General features: G+C 69.2%; 21 protein-coding genes. 5 read left to right on the top strand and 16 right to left on the bottom strand.

What is annotated here, in order from left to right; genetic code table 11:
* Positions 1 to 21: 21 nt before the first annotated feature.
* The 4 genes from AADV74_RS04145 to hrcA form a co-directional block, all read right to left on the bottom strand.
* On the bottom strand, positions 22 to 387 hold the full coding sequence (locus tag AADV74_RS04145; RefSeq protein WP_342112112.1) for an HIT domain-containing protein: 366 nt from the start codon (positions 385 to 387) through the stop codon (positions 22 to 24).
* A 59-nt stretch (positions 388 to 446) separates the two neighbouring features.
* Positions 447 to 1196 carry a 16S rRNA (uracil(1498)-N(3))-methyltransferase gene (locus tag AADV74_RS04140; RefSeq protein ID WP_342112110.1) on the bottom strand — a complete coding sequence of 250 codons (750 nt, stop codon included), beginning with the start codon at positions 1194 to 1196 and terminating at the stop codon, positions 447 to 449.
* Positions 1197 to 1206: 10 nt separating this feature from the next.
* The gene (gene dnaJ / locus AADV74_RS04135) at positions 1207 to 2319 is read right to left on the bottom strand and encodes a molecular chaperone DnaJ (RefSeq protein WP_342112109.1); all 1113 of its coding nucleotides are present in this window, start codon (positions 2317 to 2319) and stop codon (positions 1207 to 1209) included.
* Between the two features lie 68 nt (positions 2320 to 2387).
* A complete protein-coding gene (gene hrcA, locus AADV74_RS04130; RefSeq protein ID WP_342112107.1) occupies positions 2388 to 3410 on the bottom strand; it encodes a heat-inducible transcriptional repressor HrcA in 1023 nt (340 codons plus the stop codon).
* 193 nt (positions 3411 to 3603) lie between these two features.
* On the opposite strand from hrcA, the gene AADV74_RS04125 reads away from it, so the two are divergent.
* Together AADV74_RS04125 and AADV74_RS04120 are read left to right on the top strand one after the other, a co-directional pair.
* Positions 3604 to 4044: a DUF4870 domain-containing protein gene (locus AADV74_RS04125; protein ID WP_342112105.1), complete on the top strand. Its 441-nt coding sequence runs from the start codon at positions 3604 to 3606 to the stop codon at positions 4042 to 4044.
* A gap of 161 nt (positions 4045 to 4205) precedes the next feature.
* Positions 4206 to 4592 (top strand): DUF4870 domain-containing protein, encoded by a 387-nt coding sequence (locus AADV74_RS04120; RefSeq protein WP_342112103.1) that lies wholly within the window; start codon positions 4206 to 4208, stop codon positions 4590 to 4592.
* A 20-nt stretch (positions 4593 to 4612) separates the two neighbouring features.
* Here the strand turns inward: AADV74_RS04120 and hemW are convergent, their stop codons facing one another.
* From hemW to lepA, 4 genes are all read right to left on the bottom strand, one after another.
* Positions 4613 to 5842, bottom strand: coding sequence for a radical SAM family heme chaperone HemW (hemW, locus tag AADV74_RS04115; RefSeq protein WP_342112101.1), 1230 nt, complete (start codon positions 5840 to 5842; stop codon positions 4613 to 4615).
* Positions 5843 to 5857: 15 nt separating this feature from the next.
* The gene (locus AADV74_RS04110; RefSeq protein ID WP_342112099.1) at positions 5858 to 6508 is read right to left on the bottom strand and encodes a DUF1990 domain-containing protein; all 651 of its coding nucleotides are present in this window, start codon (positions 6506 to 6508) and stop codon (positions 5858 to 5860) included.
* 73 nt (positions 6509 to 6581) lie between these two features.
* Positions 6582 to 7118: a hypothetical protein gene (locus AADV74_RS04105; RefSeq protein WP_342112098.1), complete on the bottom strand. Its 537-nt coding sequence runs from the start codon at positions 7116 to 7118 to the stop codon at positions 6582 to 6584.
* 25 nt (positions 7119 to 7143) lie between these two features.
* Positions 7144 to 8994 (bottom strand): translation elongation factor 4, encoded by a 1851-nt coding sequence (lepA, locus tag AADV74_RS04100; protein WP_342112096.1) that lies wholly within the window; start codon positions 8992 to 8994, stop codon positions 7144 to 7146.
* Between the two features lie 34 nt (positions 8995 to 9028).
* Between lepA and AADV74_RS04095 the strand changes: the two genes are divergently transcribed.
* From AADV74_RS04095 to rpsT, 3 genes are all read left to right on the top strand, one after another.
* Entirely contained in the window at positions 9029 to 9763 is a 735-nt protein-coding gene (locus tag AADV74_RS04095; protein WP_342112094.1) for an alpha/beta fold hydrolase, read from the top strand.
* Positions 9764 to 9885: 122 nt separating this feature from the next.
* Positions 9886 to 10788 carry an NAD-dependent epimerase/dehydratase family protein gene (locus tag AADV74_RS04090; protein ID WP_342112092.1) on the top strand — a complete coding sequence of 301 codons (903 nt, stop codon included), beginning with the start codon at positions 9886 to 9888 and terminating at the stop codon, positions 10786 to 10788.
* 169 nt (positions 10789 to 10957) lie between these two features.
* Entirely contained in the window at positions 10958 to 11218 is a 261-nt protein-coding gene (gene rpsT / locus AADV74_RS04085) for a 30S ribosomal protein S20 (protein ID WP_135119738.1), read from the top strand.
* A 230-nt stretch (positions 11219 to 11448) separates the two neighbouring features.
* Here rpsT and holA read toward each other — a convergent pair whose 3' ends face one another.
* The 8 genes from holA to cydD all read right to left on the bottom strand — a co-directional run bounded on the left by holA (position 11449) and on the right by cydD (position 25077).
* On the bottom strand, positions 11449 to 12477 hold the full coding sequence (gene holA / locus AADV74_RS04080) for a DNA polymerase III subunit delta (RefSeq protein ID WP_342112089.1): 1029 nt from the start codon (positions 12475 to 12477) through the stop codon (positions 11449 to 11451).
* A 29-nt stretch (positions 12478 to 12506) separates the two neighbouring features.
* Entirely contained in the window at positions 12507 to 14870 is a 2364-nt protein-coding gene (locus tag AADV74_RS04075; protein ID WP_342112087.1) for a ComEC/Rec2 family competence protein, read from the bottom strand.
* Positions 14871 to 14876: 6 nt separating this feature from the next.
* Positions 14877 to 15581 (bottom strand): ComEA family DNA-binding protein, encoded by a 705-nt coding sequence (locus tag AADV74_RS04070; RefSeq protein WP_342112085.1) that lies wholly within the window; start codon positions 15579 to 15581, stop codon positions 14877 to 14879.
* 137 nt (positions 15582 to 15718) lie between these two features.
* The gene (gene leuS, locus AADV74_RS04065) at positions 15719 to 18301 is read right to left on the bottom strand and encodes a leucine--tRNA ligase (RefSeq protein WP_342112082.1); all 2583 of its coding nucleotides are present in this window, start codon (positions 18299 to 18301) and stop codon (positions 15719 to 15721) included.
* 206 nt (positions 18302 to 18507) lie between these two features.
* Positions 18508 to 19887 (bottom strand): anthranilate synthase component I family protein, encoded by a 1380-nt coding sequence (locus AADV74_RS04060; protein WP_342112080.1) that lies wholly within the window; start codon positions 19885 to 19887, stop codon positions 18508 to 18510.
* Between the two features lie 84 nt (positions 19888 to 19971).
* Positions 19972 to 21546, bottom strand: a complete 1575-nt coding sequence (locus tag AADV74_RS04055; protein WP_342112078.1) for a M20/M25/M40 family metallo-hydrolase — start codon at positions 21544 to 21546, stop codon at positions 19972 to 19974.
* Positions 21547 to 21692: 146 nt separating this feature from the next.
* Positions 21693 to 23366 carry a thiol reductant ABC exporter subunit CydC gene (gene cydC / locus AADV74_RS04050; protein ID WP_342112076.1) on the bottom strand — a complete coding sequence of 558 codons (1674 nt, stop codon included), beginning with the start codon at positions 23364 to 23366 and terminating at the stop codon, positions 21693 to 21695.
* Complete coding sequence (gene cydD, locus AADV74_RS04045; RefSeq protein ID WP_342112075.1) at positions 23359 to 25077, bottom strand: thiol reductant ABC exporter subunit CydD; 1719 nt, start codon at positions 25075 to 25077, stop codon at positions 23359 to 23361. Before cydD ends, cydC begins: the two co-directional genes overlap by 8 nt.
* Positions 25078 to 25108 lie beyond the last annotated feature (31 nt).

The raw sequence follows: 25108 nt of genomic DNA, 5'->3' as shown, positions 1-25108 counted from the left end.
GGCGTTCCGCCGCCGTCGGTGTCAGTCGGAGCCAACGGTGCCCTCCCCGAGGCCGCCGGCTGAGCCGGAGCCGGCCAGCACGTGCGCGTGGACGTGGAACACCGTCTGACCGGCATCCGCCCCCGTGTTGAACACGAGCCTGAAGTCGCCGTTGGCGTGCTCGTCGGCCAACCGGCGTGCCGTCGCCACGAGTTCTGCGAGCAGCCCGGGGTCGCCGGCGGCGAGTTCGACGACGTCGCGGTACTGCTCGGTCTTCGGCGTGACGATGAAGTGCACAGGAGCCTGCGGGGCGATGTCGTTGAAGGCGATCACCCGGTCGGTCTCCAGCACGATCGTCGCGGGGATCTCGCGCGCGATGATGCGGGTGAAGATGCTCGGTTCGGCCATGGTTCCATCTTAAGGTCTGCGGGCGGAGCACCGCAGGGGCCGGGGCTCCCCGGGCGGACCTACCAGCGGCCGAGGCGGGCGTTCAGCACCGCGAGGGCGGCAGGGCCAGCCGTCGAGGTGCGGAGGACGGATGCCCCGAGCCGGACGGCCTGTGCGCCGGCGGCGCACAGCGTCTCGAGCTCGGCCGGAGCGATCCCGCCCTCCGGACCGACGATGATCACGATGTCGGCATCGGCCGGGTGCTGCGCGCTCGTCTCGAGATCGATCTCGGTGAGGGCCAGCTCGGCGGTGGGCTCCAGCAACAGCATCCGCACGGATGCCGCCAGGGTGGCGAGGTGTTTCGTGGTCGAGAGTTCACGCACCTCGGTCGCCCACGGACGAATGGACTGCTTGGTGGCCTCGCGGGCGATCGTCGCCCACCGGTCGCGACCCTTCGCGGCCTTCGCGGCGTCCCACCGCGAGATCGAGCGGGAGGCAGCCCACGGGATGACGGCGTCGACGCCGAGCTCTGTCGCGGCCTGCACGGCGAGCTCGTCGCGGTCGCCCTTCGCGAGGGCCTGCACGAGCACGAGGCGGGGCGAGGCGGCGTCGACGCGCTGCACCCGATCGGCCGAGATCCTGAGCTCACCCGGGGCCGCGGAGGTGACCTCCCCTGTGACGATGAGACCGCGACCGTTGCCGATCGAGAGCGTCTCGCCGACCCGCGTGCGACCGACCGTGACGGCGTGCCGCGCCTCGGCGCCCGTGATGGTCACGGAGTCGTCGACGGCGTCGGGCTCGAGGTCGTCACGCAGGTAGAGCGAGCTCACTATGCCCCGATCAGCCGAGGAAGCGGTCGCGCAGCTTGGCGAACAGGCCCTGCTGGAAGTGGGTCAGCGCCGGCTTGGGCGCCTTGTGCGAGTTCGCGAACTGGGTGATGAGGTCGCGCTCCTTGCCGCTCAACTTCATCGGCGTCACGACCTGCACGCCGATCTTGAGGTCGCCTCGTCCGTTGCCGCGGAGCTTGGTGACGCCGCGGTCGCGCACTGTGATGATCTCGGCGCTCTGCACGCCGGGCTTCAGTTCGACCTCGACGTCGCCGTCGAGGGCGTGCACCGTCGTCGTCGCCCCGAGGATCGCATCCGTCATCGGAACCTCGAGCGTGCACAGCAGGTCGTCGCCGTCGCGGCTGAAGACGTCGTGGTGGCGCACCTTCATCTCGAGGTAGAGGTCGCCGTTGGGTCCGCCGGCCGGGCCGGCCTCGCCGCTGCCCGGCATCTGCAGGCGCACACCCGTGTCGACGCCCGCTGGGATGTCGACGGGAACCGTACGGCGGGCGCGCACGCGGCCCTGACCTTGGCAGGTGACGCACGGCGAGGCGATGACGGTGCCATAGCCGCGGCAGGTGCCGCAGGGGCTCGAGGTCATCACGTTGCCGAGCAGTGAGCGCACGGCACGCTGGATGCTGCCGGTTCCGTGGCAGATGTCGCAGGTGACGGGGTGCGTACCCGGCTGGCAGCACGAGCCCTGGCAGGTCTCGCAGAGGATCGCCGTGTCGACCTCGATCTCCCGGTGGGTGCCGAAGATGATCTCGTCGAGGTCCACCTCGACGCGGAGCAGCGCGTCCTGCCCGCGCTCGCGACGCGATCGCGGGCCGCGGCGGCCGCTGTTGCCGCCCCCGCCGAAGAAGGTCTCGAAGATGTCGCCGAAGCCTCCGAAGTCGCCGCCGCCGGCTCCGCCGAAGCCACCCTGACCGCCGAGGTCGTACTGCTGGCGCTGTTTGGGGTCGCTCAGCACGTCGTAGGCGTGGGTGACGAGCTTGAACCGCTCGGATGCATCAGCTCCGGGATTCACGTCGGGGTGCAGCTCGCGAGCAAGGCGCCGGTAGGCCTTCTTGATCTCGTCGTTGGTCGCCTCACGGGAGACGCCGAGTACTTCGTAGTGGTCAGCCACAGGCAGCCGATTCCTTTCCGCTCACGAACGCCGCTGTTCGGCCTCGTGAGATGTTCCTGGGATGCCCCTCAGCCCTCGGCGAGGAGCTTCGAGAGGTAGCGGGCGACGGCGCGGACCGCCGCCATGTTGTTCGAGTAGTCCATGCGGGTGGGGCCGAGCAGGCCGACGCTGGCGATGTCGCCCTGCGAGGCCGAGTAACCGCTCAGCATGATCGAGGTCTCGCCGAGCCCGAACGACTCGTTCTCCCGGCCGATGCTCACCGAGACGGCGTTCTGGTCTGCTGCCATCTCTCCGAACAGGCGCAGCAGCACCACCTGCTCCTCGATGGCCTCCATGACCGGGAAGATGCTGCCGGAGAAATCGCTCTCGGTGCGCACCAGGTTGGCGGCACCGGCCATCACCAGGCGGTCCTGACGGTGCGCCAGCACCTGCTCGCCGAGAGCATGCACGACCGCGGTGGCCAGCGCCCGCGCGTCGGGAGCGACGTCATCGACGAGGCCGGTGAGACGCTCGGCGGCATCCGTCATCGCGAGACCGCCGAGAACGCCGTTCAGACGGGTGCGCAGCTCGGCGAGCTGCTGCTCGTCGATCGGCGTCGAGAACTCGATGACTCGTTGCTCGACCCGGCCATTGTCGGTGATGAGCACCGAGAGCAGTCGGGTGTCGCTGAGCCCGACCAGTTCGATGTGCCGCACCCGCGCCCGGCTGAGCGACGGATACTGCACCAGGGCGACCTGGTGGGTGAGCTGCGACAGCAGACGGACCGTGCGGCCGAGCACGTCGTCGAAGTCGGCGGATGCGCCCAGGAAGGTCTCGATGGCGTGGCGCTGAGCGGCGGAGAGCGGCTTGACGTCGGTGAGCCTGTCGACGAAGAGGCGGTAGCCCTTGTCGGTCGGGATGCGGCCGGACGAGGTGTGCGGCGCCGCGATGAGCTCCTCCTCTTCGAGCAGCGCCATGTCGTTGCGGATGGTCGCGGCCGAGACGCCGAAGGAGTGTCGCTCGACGATGGCCTTGGAACCGACGGGCTCACGTGAGGCGACGTAGTCGTGCACGATGGCCCTGAGCACGGCGAGTGAACGTTCCGACACCATCTGCTGTCCACCCCCTGCCGCCGCGTTTAGCACTCGTAAAGTATGAGTGCCAATTCTACCCGACCGCGGAGCAACAGTCGTTTGCCGGGCGGAGTTTCGAACCAGTAGCGTGAAGCAGCACCCCGACGGGCTGCGGGATCTGTCTCGACCGGAGCCTGCCGCGCGCATCCGCCTCACAAGGAGACCTCTCGCCATGAGCGACACCGATCACACGCCGGACGAGCCGTTCTCGGCCACCGAGGACCGCCAGTGGGCTTCGTTCGCGCACTTCGGAGGGGCCATCGCCATCCTCGGGTTCTTCAACAGCTGGGCAGCCGTCCTGGCGATCCTGCCGGCGCTCATCATCTACCTGGTGCTCGGTAAGCGCGGCCACCTGACCCGTGATGAGGCCCGGGAGGCCCTGAACTTCCAGATCACCATGGTCGGCGCGATCATCATCTGGGCGATCGTGGCGACCATCCTCGGAGCGCTGTTCTGGTGGCTGGGGCCGGTCTGGATCGTACTCGGCCCGCTCTTCCAGATCATCGGCTGGGCACTCGTCATCGTCGACGTGATCTTCTCGATCATCGGCGGGATGCGCGTCAACAACGGCGGCAGCTACCGCTACCCGTTCGCCCTGCGCCTGGTGCACTGACCTCGGCGCGCCGGATCTGAGCGGCCGTCTCGCGTCGACACTTCGCGGCAGATCGTATGGCTGCAGGACGCGTGGCGCTATCGTTTCAGTGCACCCACCGGGCCCTCGACAGTCCGCGCTGGAGAATCAGCCTCATCGACGACTGACCACAAGGAGTCATCATGTCCGACGCAACACCTCCTCCTCCCCCGCCGCAGAACCCGTACCAGGCTCCCGGTGGATACCTCAGCCCTGCCGACGAGAAGCTCTGGGCGACGCTGATCCACATCGGCGGCATCCTCTTCGGCTTCCTGCCCGCCCTCATCGGCTACCTGGTGCTGAAGGACAAGGGTCCATTCATCCGCGAGCACACCGCGACGGCCCTCAACTTCCAGATCACGCTGCTCATCGTCTACGTGGTCGGAAGCATCCTGACGCTCATCCTGATCGGGTTCCTCATCCTTCTCGCCGCTTGGGTGCTCGCGATCGTCTTCGGCATCATCGCCGCGATGAAGGCGAATGCGGGTCAGCTGTACACGTACCCGCTGACCATCAAGTTCGTCAGCTGAGTCGACGCCCGTCGCACTGATCAGTCGTCGGCGAGAAGTCGCCGCACGACGCCGTCAGCCAGAAGCCGTCCTGTCAGGGTCAGTTCCACTGATCCCGACAGGGCGGCTTTCGCGTCGATGAGGCCGTCGGCGATGAGGCCGGCGACAGCGTGTCTCCCGGGGGCGTGAAGCGACGATACCGGGATGCCCTCGCGGATGCGGGCCAGGAGTAGCACCCGCTCGACCCCGCGGGTCTCGGCGTCGAGGGTCTCCCGCCCGGCTCCGGGCGAGACGCCGGCCAGGACGCGGTCTGCATAGGCTGCCGGATGCTTCACATTCCACCAGCGCACGCCGCCGACGTGGCTGTGGGCACCGGGGCCGACGCCCCACCAGTCGCCGCCCCGCCAGTACGCGAGATTGTGGCGCGACCTGTGCTCGACACTGCGCGACCAGTTGCTGACCTCGTACCAGTCGTAGCCTGCATCGGCCAGCATCCGGTCGGCCAGTTCGTACATGTCGGCCTGGAGGTCTTCATCGGGCTCGGCGACCTCGCCGCGCTTGATCTGCCTGGCGAGCTTGGTGCCGTCCTCCACGATGAGCGAGTAGGCGCTCAGGTGGTCGGGTCGCTGCGCGATGGCGTGCTCGAGGCTGGCCCTCCAGTCGTCGAGCGACTCCCCCGGGGTGCCGTAGATGAGGTCGAGGCTGACGTCGAGTCCGGCATCCCGGGCCCATCCGACGACCAGCGGGATGCGGGCGGGATCGTGAGTGCGCTCGAGCGTCGCCAGAACGTGGGGAACGGCCGACTGCATGCCGAAGGAGACGCGCGTGAAGCCGGCCGCTGCCAGCACCGCGAGATACTCGGCGTCGACGGAGTCGGGGTTCGCCTCCGTCGTGACCTCGGCATCGGGCTCGATGCCGAAGGAGGCGCGAACGGCGTCGAGCATCCGCACCAGGTCGCCCGCAGGAAGCAGCGTCGGAGTGCCGCCGCCGAAGAAGACCGTGCTCGCCGGGCGCCTCGGAAGGCCCGACTCGGCGAGGATGCCGGCGCCGGCCGCGATCTCGAGAGAGGCCTGGGCCGCGTAGTCCGACTGCTTCACTCCGCGGATCTCGTCGGAGGTGTAGGTGTTGAAATCGCAGTATCCGCAGCGCACCCGGCAGAAGGGCACGTGGAGATAGACGCCGAAGGTGCGCTCGTCTGCCCCGAGGACGGCGGATGCCGGAAGCAGGCCGTCGGCGGGCGCCGGGTCGGCGAGGGGAAGTGCGCTGGGCATGTGGCTCGGCTCGGCCTAGACGGCCGCGGCGACGGGATGCAGCGCCCGCAGGTAGCGCTTGGTGTAGCGCTTCTGCGCCGAACGCAGCACGGGCCCGGCGAGCCTGTACAGCAGCGTGCTGGGGCGCGAGAACATGCGGATCGTGAGCCAGACGGAGTCGTCCTCCCGGTGATCGACGACCCAGGCCTCCTCGCCGCTCTCGGGGTGGCCCGGCATGGTTCCGTAGGCGAAGCCCACGCGGCCCGGTTCGTCGATGACGTAGATGACGCGCACCGGGGCCGTGAAGCTGATGCGCCACAGGTGCAGCTTGAGCTTCGCCGTCATCCCGGCGGTGATGAACGGGGAGCCGTCGGGCCCGTAACGCTCCTCGGCCTGCAGGGCGGGCTGCTCGGCCGCAGGGGTCCCGTCGTCGTTGAAGACCAGGCCCGTGTACTGGGTGCCTGTGCCCGAGCGCACCTCGGTGACCTCGATGCCGCTGCCACGCTGCACTCCCCACGTCATGAGGGACGAGGAGGCGATCGCGAAGCGTTCGGCACCGCTGCCGAGCTTCACCGTGTGCTCTTCGGCGCGATATCCGGCCGGCGGATACGCGAGGAGGTCGGGGGCGAGAGTGCCGCCGATCGCCCCGTAGGTGACCGGCTCTCCGACGAAGGTGGAACGGCGCATCCCTCCAGCCTACGCCGACGGGGCCGATCGGCTCATTCGGGGCCGGCGTCGATCCCAGCAGCGAGGGACGGCGTCATGCCCCGGCGGGTGGGTTCACGAGGAGATCGACCCGGTCGCGGAGGTAGCGCTCCAGGGGTATCGCCGCATCGTCGCCCGCTGTGGCACTCCAGCGCACGAGCGGCTCGTCGCCACGCACGAACAGGACACCCGTCGACGCCCGCAGCTCGGCGGCGTCCAGCACGATCGGTGTCGCGTCGAAGTTGACGGTCTCTCCCTCCGAGAACCTTCCGCGGAAGGCGGCGTCACGATAGGCGCGCCGCACCTCGGCGGACTCCGACTGGTACTGGGTGCGGCCCGGCGGCACGGCACGCGTCGTCAGGCCCTCGCGGTAGACGGCGCCGTCGGGGTCGATCAACAGCACGCCGAGCCGCCAGACCCGCCCACGCGGCACCATGACGGCGCGACGCGTGACGAGGAGCTTGCGGCGCGCCGGAACGTACTCGCCGAGGGCCTCATCGCGGGCTCCGGCCAAGGCAAGCCGACTGGCGGCATCCGTCAACAGGGTGCGGATGCCGCTCATGACGGCGTCGTCGTTCTCCTGGGGCGGCACAGGTTCGAGAGTAGGCGCTGGAAGGCTACTTCTTGTCCTTCGTCTCCACGTCGCCCGAGAGCGCTGCGATGAACGCCTCCTGGGGCACCTCGACGCGACCCACCATCTTCATGCGCTTCTTGCCCTCCTTCTGCTTCTCGAGGAGCTTGCGCTTGCGGGTGATGTCACCGCCGTAGCACTTGGCCAGAACGTCCTTGCGCATGGCACTGATCGACTCACGCGCGATGATGCGGGCGCCGATGGCCGCCTGGATGGGCACCTCGAACTGCTGGCGCGGAATGAGCTTGCGCAGGCGCCCGGTCATGAGCACGCCGTAGGCGTAGGCCTTCTCGCGGTGCACGATGGCGCTGAACGCGTCGACCTGCTCGCCCTGCAGCAGGATGTCGACCTTGACGAGGTCGGCCTCCTGGTCACCCGCGGGCTCGTAGTCGAGCGATGCGTACCCGGCCGTCTTCGACTTGAGGTGGTCGAAGAAGTCGAACACGATCTCGCCGAGGGGCATCGTGTAACGGATCTCGACGCGGTCCTCACCGAGGTACTCCATGCCGAGGAGAGTTCCACGTCGGGCCTGGCAGATCTCCATGATCACGCCGACGTAGTCCTTGGGCGCCAGCACGGCCGCCTTCACCACGGGCTCGCGCACGCTGACGATCTTGCCGCCGGGGAACTCGCTCGGGTTCGTGACGGTGACGGTCTTCTTGTCCTCGGTCGTGACCTCGTAGATCACCGAGGGCGCCGTCGTGATGAGGTCGAGGCCGAACTCGCGCTCGAGGCGCTCGGTCACGATCTCGAGGTGCAGCAGGCCGAGGAAGCCGCAGCGGAAGCCGAAGCCGAGCGCGACCGAGGTCTCGGGCTCGTAGACGAGGGCGGCATCCGACAGCTTCAGCTTGTCGAGCGCCTCGCGCAGGTCGGGATAGTCGCTGCCGTCGATCGGGTACAGGCCTGAGAAGACCATGGGCAGCGGCTCGGTGTAGCCGGGCAGGGCCTGGGTCGCGGGCTTTGCGGCCGTGGTGACGGTGTCGCCGACCTTCGACTGGCGCACGTCCTTCACGCCGGTGATCAGGTAGCCGACCTCGCCGACTCCGAGACCCTTGCTGGGAGTGGGCTCGGGCGAGCTGACTCCGATCTCGAGGATCTCGTGGGTGGCGCGGGTCGACATCATCTGGATGCGTTCGCGGGGGTTCAGGTGTCCGTCGATCATGCGCACGTAGGTGATGACGCCGCGGTAGCTGTCGTAGACCGAGTCGAAGATCATGGCGCGCGCCGGAGCGTCCTTGTCGCCCTTCGGGGCGGGGATGAGCTCGGTGACGCGGTCGAGGAGGTCTTCGACGCCGGCGCCGGTCTTGCCCGAGACGCGCAGCACGTCGGAGGGGGAACCGCCGATGAGGCTGGCGAGCTCGCCTGCGTACTTGTCGGGGTCGGCGGCCGGGAGGTCGATCTTGTTGAGCACCGGGATGATCGTGAGGTCGTTCTCGAGCGCGAGGTAGAGGTTCGCCAGGGTCTGGGCCTCGATGCCCTGGGCTGCGTCGACGAGCAGGATCGCGCCCTCGCAGGCGGCGAGCGACCGCGACACCTCGTAGGTGAAGTCGACGTGCCCGGGGGTGTCGATCATGTTGAGCGCGTAGGTGTCGCCGTTCAGCGACCACGGCATGCGCACGGCCTGGCTCTTGATGGTGATGCCGCGCTCGCGCTCGATGTCCATACGGTCGAGGTACTGCGCCCGCATGTCGCGGTCGCTCACCACGCCGGTCATCTGCAGCATCCTGTCGGCCAGCGTCGACTTGCCGTGGTCGATGTGGGCGATGATGCAGAAGTTGCGAAGGAGTGCCGGGTCGGTCGCGGCGGGCTGCAGAGGCGTGAGGGCACGTGGAGACATCGTGACTCGATTCTCCCATGACTAGCATGGCTGGATGCACAGCGGCCCTCCGGTGCTCTTCCTGCACGGCATCCGCACCTCATCGAGCATGTGGCGCGTGCAGATCGGCGCGCTCGCAGATCGCGGCATCCGCTCGCTCGCGATCGACCTGCCCGGACACGGCGCACGGATGGGCGAGGACTTCACCCTCGAGGCCGCTACGGCCGCCATCGACGACGGCATCGCGACCCTCGGCGAGCCACCGCTCATCGTCGGACTCTCGATGGGCGGCTACATCGGCATGCACTACGCCGCTCGTCACCCCACCCGGCTGCGCGGGCTCGTCGCCGCGTCATGCGGCGCCATCCCCCGGCCGATCTTCATCGGCGGGTACCGGGCGGCGGCAGCGGCGATCCACCTGCTCCCTGACCGCGGCTCCGCCCTCAACGACGGCCTGGCGAAGATGCTCGTGCGCGAACCCGGCCTCACCGATCTGCTCGCCGGCGGCATCGCACTCGAGGTGATGCAGTCGGGGCTGCGTTCGATCGGCAAGCTGAGGCCCCTCGACGACCTCGCGGCCTACGACGGACGCGTCTGGCTGGTGAACGGACGCTACGACCACATCCGCTTCGACGAGCGACGGATGCTGCGGGCCAGCCGTCACGGCTCCCTCACCGTCATCCCCGGTGCGACGCACCTCGCGAGCCTCGTGCAACCGGAGGCCTTCACCGATGCCGTCCTCGAGGCCTGGCGGGAACTCGCGGAGGTGGACGCGGCCCCGCTGGCGTGACTCGCACTCGTGGCACCGTCCCGGCCAGCCCCCCCCCCCCCCCCTGCGCCGGCCTGCAGCGATGTGACGCTGGATGTCGGCCGGCCGGGAAGGATCTGCGGCCGGCGCGGTTGCATCTCGGCATGAGCATTCTTCTGACCGGCGGTGCCGGCTACATCGGATCAGCAGTTCTCGAGCGGCTCCTGGCCGCCGGACACGAGGTGTCGGCGCTGGTGCGCTCGCCCGAGAATGCGGCCATCGTCGAAGCGGCCGGCGCGACCGCCATCATCGGCGCCGCCGATGACGCCGAGATCGTGCGCGCGGCCGCCGGGGCGGCCGAGGGCGTCATCCACCTCGCCTCATCCCCCGCCGTCGACGCCGTCTTCGTGCCGGCGGTCCTCGCCGCGATCGAAGGACGCGACGCGCGCTTCGTCCACACCGGCGGAATCTGGATCTACGGGTCCGGCGACGACATCACCGAGGAGTCGCCGTTCCAGCCCCTTCCGATCAGCGGGTGGCGCGCCGAGGGCCAGGCCCTCGTGAACGCGGCACCCAACACCGCGATCGTCGCGCCCGGCGTCGTCTACGGCGACGGCAGCGGAATCGTGCGGGGCCTCATCGACGCCGGCCGCGGAATCGGAGTCGCCCCGACAGTGCCCCTCGTGGGCGACGGATCGCAGCACTGGACCACGGTGCACCTCGACGACATCACCGCGCTCTTCGTGCTCGCCTACGAGAACCGAAGCGCGCACGGCGCGTACATCGGGGCGAGCGGAGTGAACCCCACCGTGCGCGAGCTCGGCCAGGCCATCGCGGCAGCCTGGAACATCTCGGGCGGCGTAGCGCCCGAGAGCGCCGAGGCCAGCCGCGAGAGGCTGGGCGCGGCCTTCGCCGATGCGCTGCTGCTGGATCAGCAGGCGTCCGGTGAGCGGGCGCGCACAGAGCTCGGCTGGGCGCCGGCGGGGGCATCCGTTCTCGACGAGATCAGCTCGGGTTCCTACGCTCCGTCGCTGGTGGCGGACACCGCCGCAGAGTCGTCGGTCTGAGAATCCGCCGTGCCGAGACCCGGCGGGATTATCGGCGACGGCCCTTCATAGGGTAAAGTTGCCTGTTGGCTTGCGTGTGGGTCCCACCTCACACGATTTCGCCGCAGGCGCCCCTCTACCGTCATGCGGCAACATCCGATCCACACACAAACGAAAGAACGTACTCAACGTGGCAAACATCAAGTCGCAGATCAAGCGCATCGGCACGAACAAGAAGGCCCAGGAGCGCAACAAGGCCGTCAAGAGCGAGGTCAAGACCGCCGTTCGCGTCACCCGCACCGCCATCGCCTCAGGCGACAAGGCTGCTGCAACCAGCGCCCTGAAGACCGCTTCGAAGAAGCTCGACAAGGCCGTCAGCAAGGGCGTCATCCACCAGAACCAGGCCGCGAACCGCAAGTCGGCCATCGCGAAGCAGGTCGCAGCGCTCTAAGCGCTCATCTGTCGAGAGGGCCCCGGATGCTTCGGCATCCGGGGCCCTCTCTCTGTGCGGGCGGCACTCGGCCCTCTGTGGCCGCCGAGACGGTTGCGCCCGCGCCACCGGCGCTTCGGCCGCGACTGCGTCGGGCCTCAGCGAACGGGTCAGGGTGCAGGAGTACTGCTCGCTGAGGCCCGGACGAAGTCCGCGGTCGAAGCGCCGCGGGGTGGCGCCGTGCGTTGCCTCTACGCGCGACCGCGGGCGGCGATGACGCCGACCATGCGCTCGAGCGCGAAGACCGGGTCGCGCTCAGCACCCTTCACCGCGGCGTCCGTCTCGGCGAGCATCGTGATGCACCGGGCGAGGCCCTCTTCGGTCCAGCCCTGCAGGTCGCGCTGGGCGCGTTCCACCTGCCACGGCGCCATGCCGAGCTTCGAGGCGAGCTGACCCGAGCCGCCGCGGGTGCCGAACACCTTGGCCATCGTGCGGATCTTCATGGCGAATGCCGCGACGATCGGCACGGGATCCTCACCCGAGGAGATCGCCTGGCGCAGGTTCGTGAGAGCCTCACCGTGCCGACCCGCGATGGCCGCGTCGGCCACCTTGAAGGCGTTCACCTCCATGCGTCCGCCGTAGTAGCGGTCGACAGTGGCTTCGGTGATCTCGGCGCTGGCATCGCTCATGAGCTGCTGGCACGCGGCCGACAACTCGGCGAGGTCGTCGGAGAAGGCCGAGACGAGCGACCGCAGAGCCGACGGAGCGACCCGGCGCGCCTTCGCCGCGAACTCGCCGGCGGCGAACTCGTACTTCTCGGCGTCCTTCTTGAGTTCGGCGCAGACGATCTCGATGCCACCGCCCAGACCGCCCCTGATGGCATCGAGCAGCTTCTTGCCGCGCACACCGCCGTTGTGCCGCAGAACCAGGAAGGTGCTGTCGGCCGGCTCCTGCAGGTAGGCGAGAGTCTCGGTGATGAAATCGTCGGTGCACTTCTCCACGTTGCTCACGCGCAGCAGGCGAGGCTCCGCGAACAGCGACGGGCTGGCCATCGTGAGCAACTCCCCCGGCGCGTAGGAGTCTGCTGCGATGTCGACGATCTCGAGACTCGGATCTTCAGTCTTCAGGAAGTCCCGCAGGTCGCGGATGCTGCGCTCGGCAAGGAAGGTCTCGGTGCCGGAGACGAGCACGACGGGCGCCGGACGCACCTGGTTCCATCCGAGTTGCGGGATGGAGACGGTGGACCGAGCTTTGGCCGGGGCGGATGTACGAGCAGCCACGCGGGTCCTCTCAGGATGGAATCTCCACTTTATCCTGCGCCGCCGACACCCTGATGTCGCTCCGACCACACCCGCACCGACCCGTCGACGCCGGGGGCGAGGAGCACCAGTCCCTGCTCGTCCGTGCGCTCCGCCACCGTGCCGATGCCCGCCAGGATCTCGAGGTTCCTGGCGGTCGGATGCCCATAGCTGTTGTCGGCTCCCACCGAGATGAGCCCCACCTTCGCGCGCAGCCGCTCGTACAACTCGGTGCTCTGGTCCGATGATCCGTGATGCGCCACCTTGACGACATCGACGGGCGCCAGGGCCGATGAGCGCAGCAGGGCATCCTGCGACTCCTCGCCGAGGTCGCCGAGGAAGACCGAGCTCGACCCGGCGCCACTGAAGCGCATCGTGACGCTGCCCGCGTTGCCCGTCGCCATGGTGGCGGCATCCGGCAGCGGCCAGAGCACCTCCCAGTCGAGGGCACCGAGCGATCCTCTGAGTCCGGCGGCTCCGCGCTCGATGATGCTGCCTCCCTGCTGCAGCCGAGACAGGATGCGACGGTCGGCATCGGTCTCGGGCAGGCCAACGATCGCGTGGTCGACACGGCCCAGGACGGCGTCGACCCCACCGACGTGGTCGAGGTCGTAGTGGGTGAGCACGAGGAGGTCGAGTCGGTGGATGCCGAGCGCGTCGAGGCACCGCGACAGCGGCGCAGGTTCCGGTCCGGTGTCGATGAGGGCGTGGCTGTCGCCGTCACGCACCACCACGGCGTCGCCCTGCCCGATGTCGCAGGCGGCGTACTGCCAGTCGCCAGGCATCGAGAGCGAGCGGAGCACCGACGAGCCGACGAGGGCGCCGCCATAGGCCCCGGCCGTGAGGAGCAGGCCAGTGACGAGCACGCCGACCGCCCGCGTGGAAGCGCCGTCCCTGCGGCGCACCGCGAGCCAGATCGCGGAGGCCGTGACGAGCGCGAGCAGCACGGCACCGCCAGCGCCGCCGACCCAGGGCAGCCTCGTCCAGGCGAGCCCGTCGACTGTGCGGGCGATCTGCGCGATCCAGGCCGACGGCACCCACGCGACCTGGAGGCAGGCCGAGCCGAGTCCGGGAACGACGGGCAGCAGCAGGCACCCGAGCAGGCCGAGCACTGTGCCGATCGGCGCCGCCGGCTCGGCGAGGAGGTTCGCGAGCACACCCGCGACGGGCACCGTCGGGTCGAGCAGGATGAGGATGGGCTGGCAGGCGAGCTGAGCGGACAAGGGCACGGCGATCGCGATCGCGATGGGAACAGGCATCCAACGCGCGAGGGAGTATGCCAGCGGGCGGGCCAACAGGAGAAGCCCGGCCGTCGCCGCGACAGACAACGCGAACCCGTAATCGCGGGCCAGCCAGGGATCGATCACCAGCAGCACGACGACGGCGACAGCCAGGGCCGGGATGCCGCGCCCCGGCCGGCCGATGCCGAGGGCGAACAGCACCACCGTCGCCATGACGGCTGCGCGCAGGACACTGGGCTGCGGAGTGACGAGTACGACGAACCCCGCGAGAGCCACGACGGCGAGCATGGAGCGCGCACGTCGCGGCAGTCCGCAGACGGCACCGAGCAGAACTATCGCGGCGACGACGACGGCGCAGTTCGCACCGGACACGGCGGTGAGGTGGCTGAGCGACGAACTCTTCATCGCCGCGTCGAGCTCCGCGGTGACGGCACCGGTGTCGCCGATGGCGAGACCGGGGAGCAGGTCGCCACCGTCGCCGGGGAGAGCCGTGGCCGCCAGCGACAGGCCGGCGCGCAGCGGATCAGCCCAGCCGAGGTACCACGGTGGCGGAGCGAGCACGGTGATCGGCCCGGAGGCGAACAGCAGGTACGCGACGTCCTCTCCGGCATCCGTCGACTTCACGGTGCCCCTCGCTCGCACGGTGGCCCCGATGCGCGGATGCTCCCCCGCCACCTCGCCGAAGATCAGGACTGGCGCCGCTGCACCGACAGGCGGGCTCGCACCATCGGGCCCTCGACTCGAGACCACGACCGCACGGGCCTCCAACCGGAGCTGCTCGGCGCCGGAGAACGCCCCTGCGCCGGCGACTGGAGCCGAGGACACCACGGCCGCGACCGTCACCGTGCGGTGCTGCTCAGCGGCCTCGATGAGCACGGGAGGAATGCGCGTGGCCGCCGCAGCTGTCACCGCTGTGCAGACCACGGCAGTCGCGGCGGCACCGAGTGCGGCGACCGCGAGGATGCGGCGGCCCCGGATCGAGCCGGACCCGCGGAGCAGCACGGCGACCCCGCCGATCGCCGACAGCGCCGCGGCCACCGCCACCCAGCCCGCGACATCCGGAATCCCGATCGCCACGAACGCCGCAGCCCAGGCGATGGCTGCCGGCCAGGCGAGTCGCAGCTCGGCTCCCATGGCCAGTCAGACCGTCACGAGGTCCTGCAGCGACTCGAAGGTCTTGTCGCCGATGCCACTGACCTCGCGCAGCTCGTCGACGCTCGAGAAGCCGCCGTTGGCGTCGCGCCAGTCGATGATGCGCTGCGCGAGAGCGGGGCCGATACGTGGCAGGGTGTCGAGGTCGGCCACGGTCGCCCTGTTGAGGTCGATCGGCCCGCCTGGTGCCGCTCCCCCGGCGGCTTCCCCGCCCGCGCCGGGCGCGACGGCTGACGGCGGTGGCACCTCGCCGACGGCAGGCACGACGAGCTGCTCGCCGTCGGACAGCTCGCGGGCGAGGTTCACTCCCCCGGGGTCGGCTGTCGCACCGAATCCGCCAGCCGCAGCCACGGCATCCATGACCCGGGAGCCGGCTGCGATCTCGTACAGGCCCGGGCGGGCGACGGCGCCGAGGACGTGCACAAAGAGCACCGGTGCCGACGAGGACGGGACACCATCACCCGCTGTCGTGCCGCCGCGTGTCGACGACGAGGTTGATCGGAGCTCGTCCGGGAGATCGCCGGGTTCGATCGTCTGACCGCTGCCGCCGGCGCCGAGCATCGCGACCACGACCGTGGCGATGAGCGCGGCGATGACGAGCACGATGACGCCGCCGACGGCGAGACGCACGCGCGGAGCCGCCCGAGCCGACGGATCGAGCCGGCTGATCGCCTCGTCGTCTGCGGTGCCCACCGGGTCAGGCTAGGTCGCACCGCGCCGGCTCCACCGTGGAGTCCGCAGGTCGACGCGACGACCGGATGACTGAAGGGCTGGGGAGGAATCCCCAGCCCTTCACGACGCGCGGGACACGCGAGATGCGTGAGTCGAGCTCAGCCCTTGGTGGCGATGCTCACGACCTTGGGTGCGCGCACGATGACATTCACGATCTCGCGGTCTCCGATGGAGCGCACGACGCCTGCAGAGGCGCGAGCGAGAGCCTCGAGTTCGTCTCCCGAGATGTTCGGCGACACCGTGAGCTTGTCGCGCACCTTGCCGTCGACCTGCACCACGGCGGTGACGGACTCGGCGATCAGCAGATTGGGGTCGGCCTTGCGCCACTGCACGAGGGCGATGCCGGGCTGGTAGCCGAGCTTCTCCCACATGTCCTCTGCCGTGTACGGCGCGAACAGGTTGAGAGCCATCGCCGTCACCTCGGCCGCCTCGCGCACGGCGGCATCCGCCGGGCCAGCGCCGGTGTCGATCACCTTGCGGGTGGCGTTGACCAGCTCCATGAGGCGGGCGACGACCACGTTGAACTTGAACGACTCGACGAGGCCGGGAGCGTCGGCGAGGAAGCGGTGGGTGACCCTGCGCAGCCCGGGGTCGCCGTTCTTCCACTGCACGTCCGGGCTCGAGGTCACGTCCTTGGAGACGCGCCATGCCCGCGCCAGGAACTTCGCCGAGCCGACCGGCGAGACCGCCGCCCAGTCGACGTCATCCTCTGGAGGTCCGGCGAACGCCATGGTGAGCCGCACGGCATCGACGCCGTGCTCCTCGAGCTGGTCGGAGAGACGCACGAGGTTGCCCTTCGACTTCGACATCGCCGAGCCGTCCATGAGCACCATGCCCTGGTTGAGCAGAGCCGAGAAGGGCTCCGTGAAGCTCAGGTAGCCGAGGTCGAAGAGAACCTTGGTGATGAAGCGCGCGTAGAGCAGGTGGAGGATGGCGTGCGTGACGCCTCCGACGTACTGGTCGACCGGGGCCCACTTCTCCGCCTCGCGCGGATCGAACGCTCGTGTGTCGTCGTTCGGGTCGAGGAATCGCAGAAAGTACCAGGAGCTGTCGACGAAGGTGTCCATGGTGTCGGCATCACGGCGTGCCGGCGTGCCGTCGATCGGGTTGGGTACATTGACCCAGTCATCTGCGGCGCCGAGAGGCGACGTGCCCTTGGGTTTCAGGTCGAGGCCATCGGCATCCGGAAGAAGAACCGGCAGCTGGTCCTCGGGAACCGGGATCTCAGTGCCGTCGGCCGCGTGGATGATCGGGATCGGGGTGCCCCAGTACCGCTGGCGCGAGATGAGCCAGTCGCGCAGGCGGTAGTTCTTGGCGGCGCGACCCCGGCCCTCTGCGGCGAGGATCTCGATGACCTTCTTGATGGCGTTCGACTTGGACAGCCCCGTGAGCGGGCCCGAGTTCATCAGGCGGCCCTCACCCGCAAGAGCGACTCCGGTGACGGCGGGGTCGGTGCTCTCGACATCGGGCAGCACCGGGTCGCCGTGCTCGTCGACGTCGATCACAGGGATGACGCCGGTGACGGGGGCATTCACGTCGACGACTACACGCACCGGCAGGTCGAAGGCACGGGCGAAGTCGAGGTCGCGCTGATCGTGCGCCGGAACGGCCATGACGGCGCCGTGCCCGTAGTCCGCCAGCACGTAGTCGGCGGCCCAGATGGGCAGCTTCTCACCATTGACCGGGTTGACGGCATAGCGGCCCAGGAAGACACCGGTCTTCTCGCGGTCGGTGGCCTGGCGCTCCATCTCGGTCGACTTCTGCACTGCCGTCAAGTACGTGGCGAAGCGCTCCTGGATCTCGGGCGTCGACCCCTCCACCAGTTCGGCGGCCAGGTCGGAGTCCGGAGCCACGACCATGAAGGTCGCTCCCCAGAGCGTGTCGGGACGGGTCGTGAAGACTGTGACGCGCTCCTCGCGGCCCGCGATCTCGAACTCGACGTCGGCCCCGATGGAACGACCGATCCAGTTGCGCTGCATGTTGATCACCTTCGACGGCCACGTGCCTTCGAGCTGGTTCAGGTCATCGAGCAGGCGGTCGGCATAGTCGGTGATGCGGAAGTACCACTGCGTGAGCTTCTTCTTGACGACGACCGCGCCGCTGCGCTCCGAAGTGCCGTCTGAGAGTACCTGCTCGTTCGCAAGCACGGTGAGGTCGACCGGGTCCCAGTTGACCCAGCTGTCCTTCCGGTAGGCGAGACCCTTCTTGTAGAGCTGCAGGAACAGCCACTGGTTCCACTTGTAGTACTCGGGGTCGCTCGTGTGCAGTTCGCGATCCCAGTCGAAGGACGTCGCGTACAGCCGCATGCTCGCCTTCTGCTGCGCGATGTTGTCGTAGGTCCAGCCGCGCGGGTCGATGCCGCGCTTGATGGCGGCGTTCTCGGCCGGCAGGCCGAAGGAGTCCCAGCCGATGGGGTGCATGACGTTGAATCCCTGGTGTCGCCAGTACCGCGCGATCACGTCGCCGAGGGCATATGCCTCCGCGTGGCCCATGTGCAGGTCGCCAGAGGGGTACGGGAACATGTCGAGCACGTACTTGCGAGGCCGTTTGTCGTCGGGGTCGCCCGAGCTGAAGGGCTTCATCTCATCCCAGACGGGCAGCCACTTCCTCTGGATGGAGGCGAAGTCGTAGACCTCTCCCTCGCTGGGCTCGCTGTGCGCGGACTCGTGCTCGTGTGCCACGTGACTCTCAATCGGTACGGAAGTGATGATGGGAGCGCCATTGCTCGAGGACGGGCCAGTGCGAAACATGGCTGTAACCAAGATTCCACTTTACTGAACAGTGCTGCGGATGCCGCATTCCCTGCCTCTCGGTCACTGAGGGCCCGACGGAGTCGGCGGCCGCAGCGGGCACTGAAGGCGCTCCGTCCGCAGACTCCGTCCGGGCCTCACCGAGAGGAATGGACGCCCAGGACCGCCAGCAGGGCTCGGGCCTTCACACGCGTCTCCTCGACCTCCTCTGCCGGCACGGAGAGCGCCGTGATGCCCCCGCCCGATCCGATGGTGGCGGCATCCGAAGTCAGCACGATCGAGCGGATGACCATGGCGAGGTCGATCGACCCGTCGACGCCGACGTAGCCGAACACACCCGAGTAGATGCCTCGCGGGCCCTGCTCGAGTTCGGCGAGTATGCCCATGGCGCTGATCTTGGGTGCGCCGGTCATCGAACCGGCGGGGAAACACGCCTCGACGGCGTCGATGCCGGTGAGCCCGTCGGCGAGATCGGCCTCGACCGTCGACACCAACTGGTGCACCTGGGCGTAGCTCTCGACGGCGAGCAGGCTCGTGACCCGCACGCTACCGAGCGCGGCGATGCGGCCGAGATCGTTGCGCATGAGGTCGACGATCATCAGGTTCTCGGCCTGCTCCTTGTCGCTGGCCTCGAGCTCGGCCCTCAGGTCTATGTCCTCGACGACCGAGCGACCACGCGGGCGTGTGCCCTTGATGGGCTTCGTGACGACGCGGCCGGTCTCGGAGACGTGCAGGAACTGCTCCGGAGAGGAGCTCAACAGCGCCAGCTCGCCGAATCGCAGCAGGCCGCCATGGTGCGTGGGACTCGCGGCGCGCAGCCGACTGTAGGTCTCGAGGGGATCGAAGTGTCCGTCGACGGTGATCGTGTTGGTGAGGCAGAGCTGGTACGCGTCGCCGCGGCGGATCGCCTGCTGGCATCGCTCGATGAGCCGCTCGTATGCAGCCGGGCCGTGACGCCAGCTGGCGATGCTGCGACCGGGCGCTGGCGCACGAAGCGTCTGCGCCGGGGCGCCCTCGACGGGCGCGATGGCTCGACGCACTCGATCGACCCACGCTGCGAAGTCCTTCCGTTCTGCCGCGGACTCGAGCGCGATGATCCGCACCGAGCGCGTGCCGTGGTCGAACTCGATGGCACGATCGATGAACTGGAACGCTGCATCCGGATGCCGCGACTCCGGAAGCGGCACCCCCGTCGTCTGCGCGCCGACCTCGTAGCCGAGCCAGCCGACCCAGCCGAGGGGGCGTCCGTCGAGCGGCAACGTGTCGTCGATCGCCGGACCTCCGGCATCCGTGGGATGGGCCGTTGCCGAAAGCCCGGAACGCAGGAAGGCGAACACGTCGTCGTGGGGGCCGAACAGCGCCACCCCGTCGGCGGTCGATGGAGCACCCATCCAGCTGCGGCCGTGCTCGGCGTCAGTCCCGGCGTCGAGCCAGAAGGCATGCCCCTCGTCGCCTAACAGTGCGGCGAACACCCGCTCGGGGTCACGCCAGGCGTCGAGCGCGATGATCCGGGGCATCCGTCCAGCCTAGAGCCGGGCGAGCACAGGAGAGGCGGACCCACGGGGGAACGGGATCCGCGTCTCGGCGGTCTCGGGCGTCACTCAGCGGAACGCGTGACTTCCGCGGTTCTGCACTCGCTCCTCGAGCTTGTCGAAGCCGGTGCCGTGGCCATTGCCCCAGCCGTGGTTGTGCGTCCAGGTCCTCACCTTCGCGAAGGCGAGGGTTGCATGCGCAGCAGCGTCGGCCATCTGCTCGAAGACCACGGGATCGACGTTGTCGGTCGTGTCGCAGGCCTTGTGGTAACAGGGGTCGTACGGAGCCCCGGCCGTACCGCCGAAGTTCGCGGCCTCGGCATCCGTCTTGATCCCCTCGGCTCCCGTGAACAGTCCACCCGCGGGGATGCCGTTCTCGATGAAGCCGAAGTAGTCGCTGCGGCCGTCGAACTCGGTGGGGGCCGTGGCCAGCTTCTTCATGCCGAAGTAGTCGGTGAAGACCTCCTCGATCTCCGCCGAGCCCTCGGGGCCGGCTGCACCGAACGCGTCGCCGTCGCCGTCGTAGACGAAGCGCACGGCGTTGGGCGATCCCACCATGTCGAAGTTGAGGTTGACGGCCGTGGCGGCGATCTGCTTCTCCGACAATTGCGACACGTAGTAGTTCGAGCCCTGCAGGCCGTCTTCCTCTCCGCTCCAGAAGGCGAACCGCACGCGGTTCTGCGGCTGGATGTGGAGACGCTTCAGCTGGATCGCGGTCTCAAGGAGAGTCGCGGATCCGGTGCCGTTGTCGTTGATGCCGGGACCTTCGGCGACGGAGTCGAGGTGGGCACCCACGACCACGGTCTCCGATGCCCGGCCCGTGGTGTCGGCGAGCACGTTGAACGTCTCCGTGTCCTTCAGCGTGCCGTCGACGAACACACGGGCTGCGGATCCGGTCGTCGCCGCGATGGACTCCCCGATCGCGAAGCTGGTGCCGATCGCGGGGATCGCGGAGGCCGTTCCGAGCGTCCCGGAGACGACTCCGGTGCGATCGTCGCCGGGAACGTCGTTGCCCTGGTTGAAGATGATCGCGGCTGTTGCGCCCGCCGTCGCTGCATGGGCGACCTTGTCGGAGAACGGGCATGTACCGCGTTGCAGGAGAGCGATGGCTCCCACGACGAAGCCCCCGAAGTCAGCGGTCTCGCATCCGCTCGTCGAGGCACGATCGCCCGTCAGGTTGAGGTCGACGGGCACCACGGGGCCCGAGACGTCTCCGGATGCCGAGTAGCTCATCGCCGAGAAGTCGTCTGCGCCGTAGACGGTGGGTGTCGGAGCAGTCAGCTCGAAGGCGGAGTCGTTCAACACGAACTGCTCGTAGCTGAAGTACTGCCGCGACGTCGTGAAGCCGGCTTTCGCGAGCTGCTTCTCGACGTAGGCGCCCGATGCCTCATGGCCGGGAGTCCCCGAGGCACGATTGCCGCCATTCCTCACGGCGATGGACTGCAGTGCGTCGAGGTGGCGGGTGAGGCCGTCCGCGGTGATGGCCTTCCGCAGGGCGAGCGAGTTGAGCTTCTGCCATCCGTCACCGCCGCCGCCCTGGGATCCCGAGGCCAGTGCCGGCGAGACTCCCGTCATGGCCAGGGCGCCTCCGAGCACGATGCTCGTGGCGATGGCCAGCCTGCGCTTCATCTGCGTTCTGCTCACTGGTGCTCCTTGGGGGAGTTCGAGTGGAATCCGTTCCGCCGACAGCGGTGGCGCCGACGTCTCCATCGAACCTATCCCTGATCGGAAGGCTACGGGTGTGAATGCTCTCATCCGCACATGCGCACATGCGCACATGCGCGCATCCGTCAGGCCGGAATGCGGCCGTCCACCAGCGTGACGGTTCGGTCGACGAGGTCGGCCGGCACGTCACCGTGCGAGATGAGGATGACAGTGCGCCCGTCGCTCGACGCCGCCGCGAGCAGGTCGCGCAGGACCTCATCGGCGCGGTCGGCGTCGACGTTGGCCGTCGGCTCGTCGAGCACGAGCACCGGGAAGTCAGCGAGCAGGGCCCGCGCGAGAGCGATGCGCTGCGCCTGCCCGCCCGAGACGCGCGATCCGTGCTCGCCGAGCGCGGTGTCGAGCCCGGCACGGGAAGTCGCCCAGTCGGCGAGCCCGACGCGAACCAGCACGGCGATGAGTTCGGCATCCGTCGCCGTCTCCCGGGCGAAGACGAGGTTGTCGCGCAGGGTCGAGTCGAAGATCCACGGCTGCTGCTCGCAGAGACCGATCAGGGTACGGATGCCGTCCTGCTGCAGCTCCCGCGCCTCGGCACCGCCCACGCTGAACGATCCGCCGTAGTCGAGCAGGCGCACCAGCGTGTGGGCGAGCGTAGTCTTCCCGGCGCCGCTCTCCCCGCGCACGAGCAGGCGTTCCCCGGGACGCACGACGAGGTCGAGCGGGCCGAGAGCGCCGCTGCCGTCCGGCCAGCGCGCCGTGAGGCCGCGGAGGGCCAGGGTGCTGTCGGCGCCTGGCGCCAGGGGTCGGGCGTCGGCGACATCGAGCGCCAGGGCGGCGGGAACGACGTCGGGCACAGCCGATGCCACTCTCTCGGCGCTGGCGCGCACAGAACGCCAGGCACCCACCGCGGCCGGGAGCATCGCGCAGACCTCGAACACCGCCAGCGGCACCAGGACGATCACGGCCAGTTCGGGGCCGTCGAGGGTGCCGGAGCGGAGCGCGGGAACGGCGATGAGGATGCCGGCCAGCGTGGCGGCCCCGGCGGCGAGGGAGACGACCCCCGAGGAGAGCCCAGCGCCGATGGCAGCCCGGGTCTCGGCCCGGCGGAGGGCGACATCCGCAGCCGAGACACGGTTCAGGCCCGCGTCGACGGCGCCGTAGGCGATGAGAGCCTCGAGACTCGAGAGCAGGTCGACCAGCGCGGCGCTGACGGCTCCGCGACGAGGCGCGATGGCCGCATCGGCGCGAGCGGAGACGGTGGCATGAAGCAGGGTGCCCGCGATGAAGGCGACCGCGAGGCAGCCGGCGAGGGCGATGGCCGCCGTCGGACTGAGGAACCACAGGAACACCACGCTGCCGAGCGCAGTGACCCCGGCCACCAGTGCCGGTTGGAGCACTCGCAGCGGCAGGTTCTGCAGCTCGTCGACGTCGCGGGAGAACCTGGTGAGCAGGTCGCCGCGCCCGATCGCGTGCATGCCGTCCGGCGCCAGTGGAACAAGGCGTTCGAGCAGCTCCACTCGCAGTCGGGTGAGCTGGCGGAGCGCGGCGTCATGGGTGACGAGCCTCTCGAGATAGCGGAAGGCCCCTCGCGCGATGGCGAATGCCCGTACGCCGACGACGGCGAGCGAGATGTAGACGATCGACGGCTGCTCGGCGGCGCGCACGATCAGCCACGCCGAGCACGCGAGTAGGGCGACGGCGGAGCCGGCCCCCAGTGCGCCGACGAGGACGCCGGGAACGAAACGGCGAGCTGGCGGCTGCGCCAAGCGCAGCACAGTCCGAGTGGCAGTCCGTTCAGACACGGGCGACCTCCTCGAGCCTGATGACGGCGTCCGCGGCCGCGATGAGGGCGGGACGGTGACTCACGACGATGACGATGGCACCGGATGCCGCGGCCGAGCACAGCTCTCCGATGATGAGCTGTTCCGAGGCCGCGTCGAGCGCCGATGAGGGTTCATCGAGCAGCAGGATGCGGCATCCGCGGCCCTCGAGACGATAGAGGGCGCGCGCGATGGCGACCCGCTGCGCCTGCCCGCCGGACAGCCCGGATCCGCCGACCCCCAGCACGGAGGACGGGTGGACGTCGTGCAGGCCGACGCGGGCGAGTACCGCCGCCACACGCGCGCCATCAGGGGCGGAGTCGCCGAGCGCGACGTTCGCCGCGACGTTACCGGAGACCAGCCCGGGCTGTTGGCCCGACCAGGCCACGTCGGCACGCTGGACCGGGTGACCGTCGAGGAGGATGGCGCCACCATCACCAGCGCCGTGGCCGGCCCCGTCGAGTGCGGCGATGGCATTCAGCAGTGTCGACTTGCCAGCACCGCTCGGCCCGGTCACGACGGTGAGGGTCCCGGCGATCGCACCGGCGGTGAATCCGTCGAGGACTCGCGCGCCGTCGTGCGCCACGCGCAACCCGACGATCTCGAGGTGCGCGCACCTGCCGGTCGTCCCCGCTGACGACGCCGCTGACGAGGCCGCAGACGACGCGACCGACGTCCCAGGTGATCCTGCGACGGCGGCTGTCGTCGACATCACACCCCCGGTGGTCGCCCGTGCGGCATCCGCCTCATCGAGGATGCCGAGGACATCGCTCGCCGCTGCCAGTCCGTCGGCTGCAGCGTGGAACTGCACGCCGACCCCACGTACGGGCAGGAACGCCTCGGGGGCGAGCAGCAGCACGAACAGTCCGACGGAGAGTGGCATGGCCCCGTCGAGCAGACGCAGTCCGATCTGCACGGCGACGATCGCGACCGAGAGGCTCGCCGCCAGTTCGAGCACGAATCCGCTGAGGAAGGAGATGCGGAGCACCTTCATCGTGTCGCGCCTGTAGTCGTCTGTGACGGCAGCGATGCGGGCCGCCTGCCTGTGCTGGCGACCGAAGATCTTCAGGGTGCCGAGGCCGCCGACGACGTCGAGGAACGCGGCCGAGAGCAGCTGCAGCCGCGACCAGGAGCGCTTCTGCGCGGCCTGTGTCGCCCAACCGATGAGGATCATGAACACGGGGATGAGCGGCAGGGTGATGATGACGATGAACGCGCTCAGCGGATCCTGCAGCAGCATGACCAGCACCAGCAGCGGGGTGGCGATGACCGTCAGGATGAGCTGGGGCACGTACTTGCCGAAGTAGGCGTCGAGGGCGTCGAGCCCGGCACCGAGGACCGTCGCCAGGGTCGCCGTCCCGCGTCCCCGTGTCCAGCTCGGGCCCAGGCGCACCGCCGCGTCCACGGCTTGGGCGCGCAGTTCTCCCTTCACCCGGGACGATGCGGCTGCGGCTGCGGCATCCGTGGCCCAGATGCATGCTGCGCGCACGACGACGGCCGCGGTCAGTCCAGCGAGCAGCGGCGCGAGTTCGTCGAGCGTCGCACCGTCGATGGCCCGGGAGACTGACTGGGCGGTGCACCAGGCGAACACTATGACGGCGAGGGTCTGCACGAAGCCGATCGCGCCCCCGCCGAGCAGGAACAGGCGCGCTCCAGCTGCACGGCGGAGCAGACGTGGATCGAGTGGTTTCACGCGATGGTGCGTGTCGGTTCGGTCACGACAC

It is taken from the genome of Leifsonia stereocauli (assembly GCF_038432415.1).
GTDB classification, from domain to species: Bacteria; Actinomycetota; Actinomycetes; order Actinomycetales; family Microbacteriaceae; genus Orlajensenia; species Orlajensenia stereocauli.
Note: the sequence above shows the minus strand (reverse complement) of the source record. Positions and strands in the feature narration are given on the sequence as shown.

Bases quoted from the DNA above. Each gene is read 5' to 3' on its own strand.
- AADV74_RS04145 (WP_342112112.1), bottom strand. From the start codon at position 387: ATGGCCGAACCGAGCATCTTCACCCGCATCATCGCGCGCGAGATCCCC.
- hrcA (WP_342112107.1), bottom strand. From the start codon at position 3,410: ATGGTGTCGGAACGTTCACTCGCCGTGCTCAGGGCCATCGTGCACGAC.
- AADV74_RS04125 (WP_342112105.1), top strand. From the start codon at position 3,604: ATGAGCGACACCGATCACACGCCGGACGAGCCGTTCTCGGCCACCGAG.
- AADV74_RS04120 (WP_342112103.1), top strand. From the start codon at position 4,206: ATGTCCGACGCAACACCTCCTCCTCCCCCGCCGCAGAACCCGTACCAG.
- hemW (WP_342112101.1), bottom strand. From the start codon at position 5,842: ATGCCCAGCGCACTTCCCCTCGCCGACCCGGCGCCCGCCGACGGCCTG.
- AADV74_RS04110 (WP_342112099.1), bottom strand. From the start codon at position 6,508: ATGCGCCGTTCCACCTTCGTCGGAGAGCCGGTCACCTACGGGGCGATC.
- lepA (WP_342112096.1), bottom strand. From the start codon at position 8,994: ATGTCTCCACGTGCCCTCACGCCTCTGCAGCCCGCCGCGACCGACCCG.
- AADV74_RS04095 (WP_342112094.1), top strand. From the start codon at position 9,029: ATGCACAGCGGCCCTCCGGTGCTCTTCCTGCACGGCATCCGCACCTCA.
- AADV74_RS04090 (WP_342112092.1), top strand. From the start codon at position 9,886: ATGAGCATTCTTCTGACCGGCGGTGCCGGCTACATCGGATCAGCAGTT.
- AADV74_RS04075 (WP_342112087.1), bottom strand. From the start codon at position 14,870: ATGGGAGCCGAGCTGCGACTCGCCTGGCCGGCAGCCATCGCCTGGGCT.
- AADV74_RS04060 (WP_342112080.1), bottom strand. From the start codon at position 19,887: ATGCCCCGGATCATCGCGCTCGACGCCTGGCGTGACCCCGAGCGGGTG.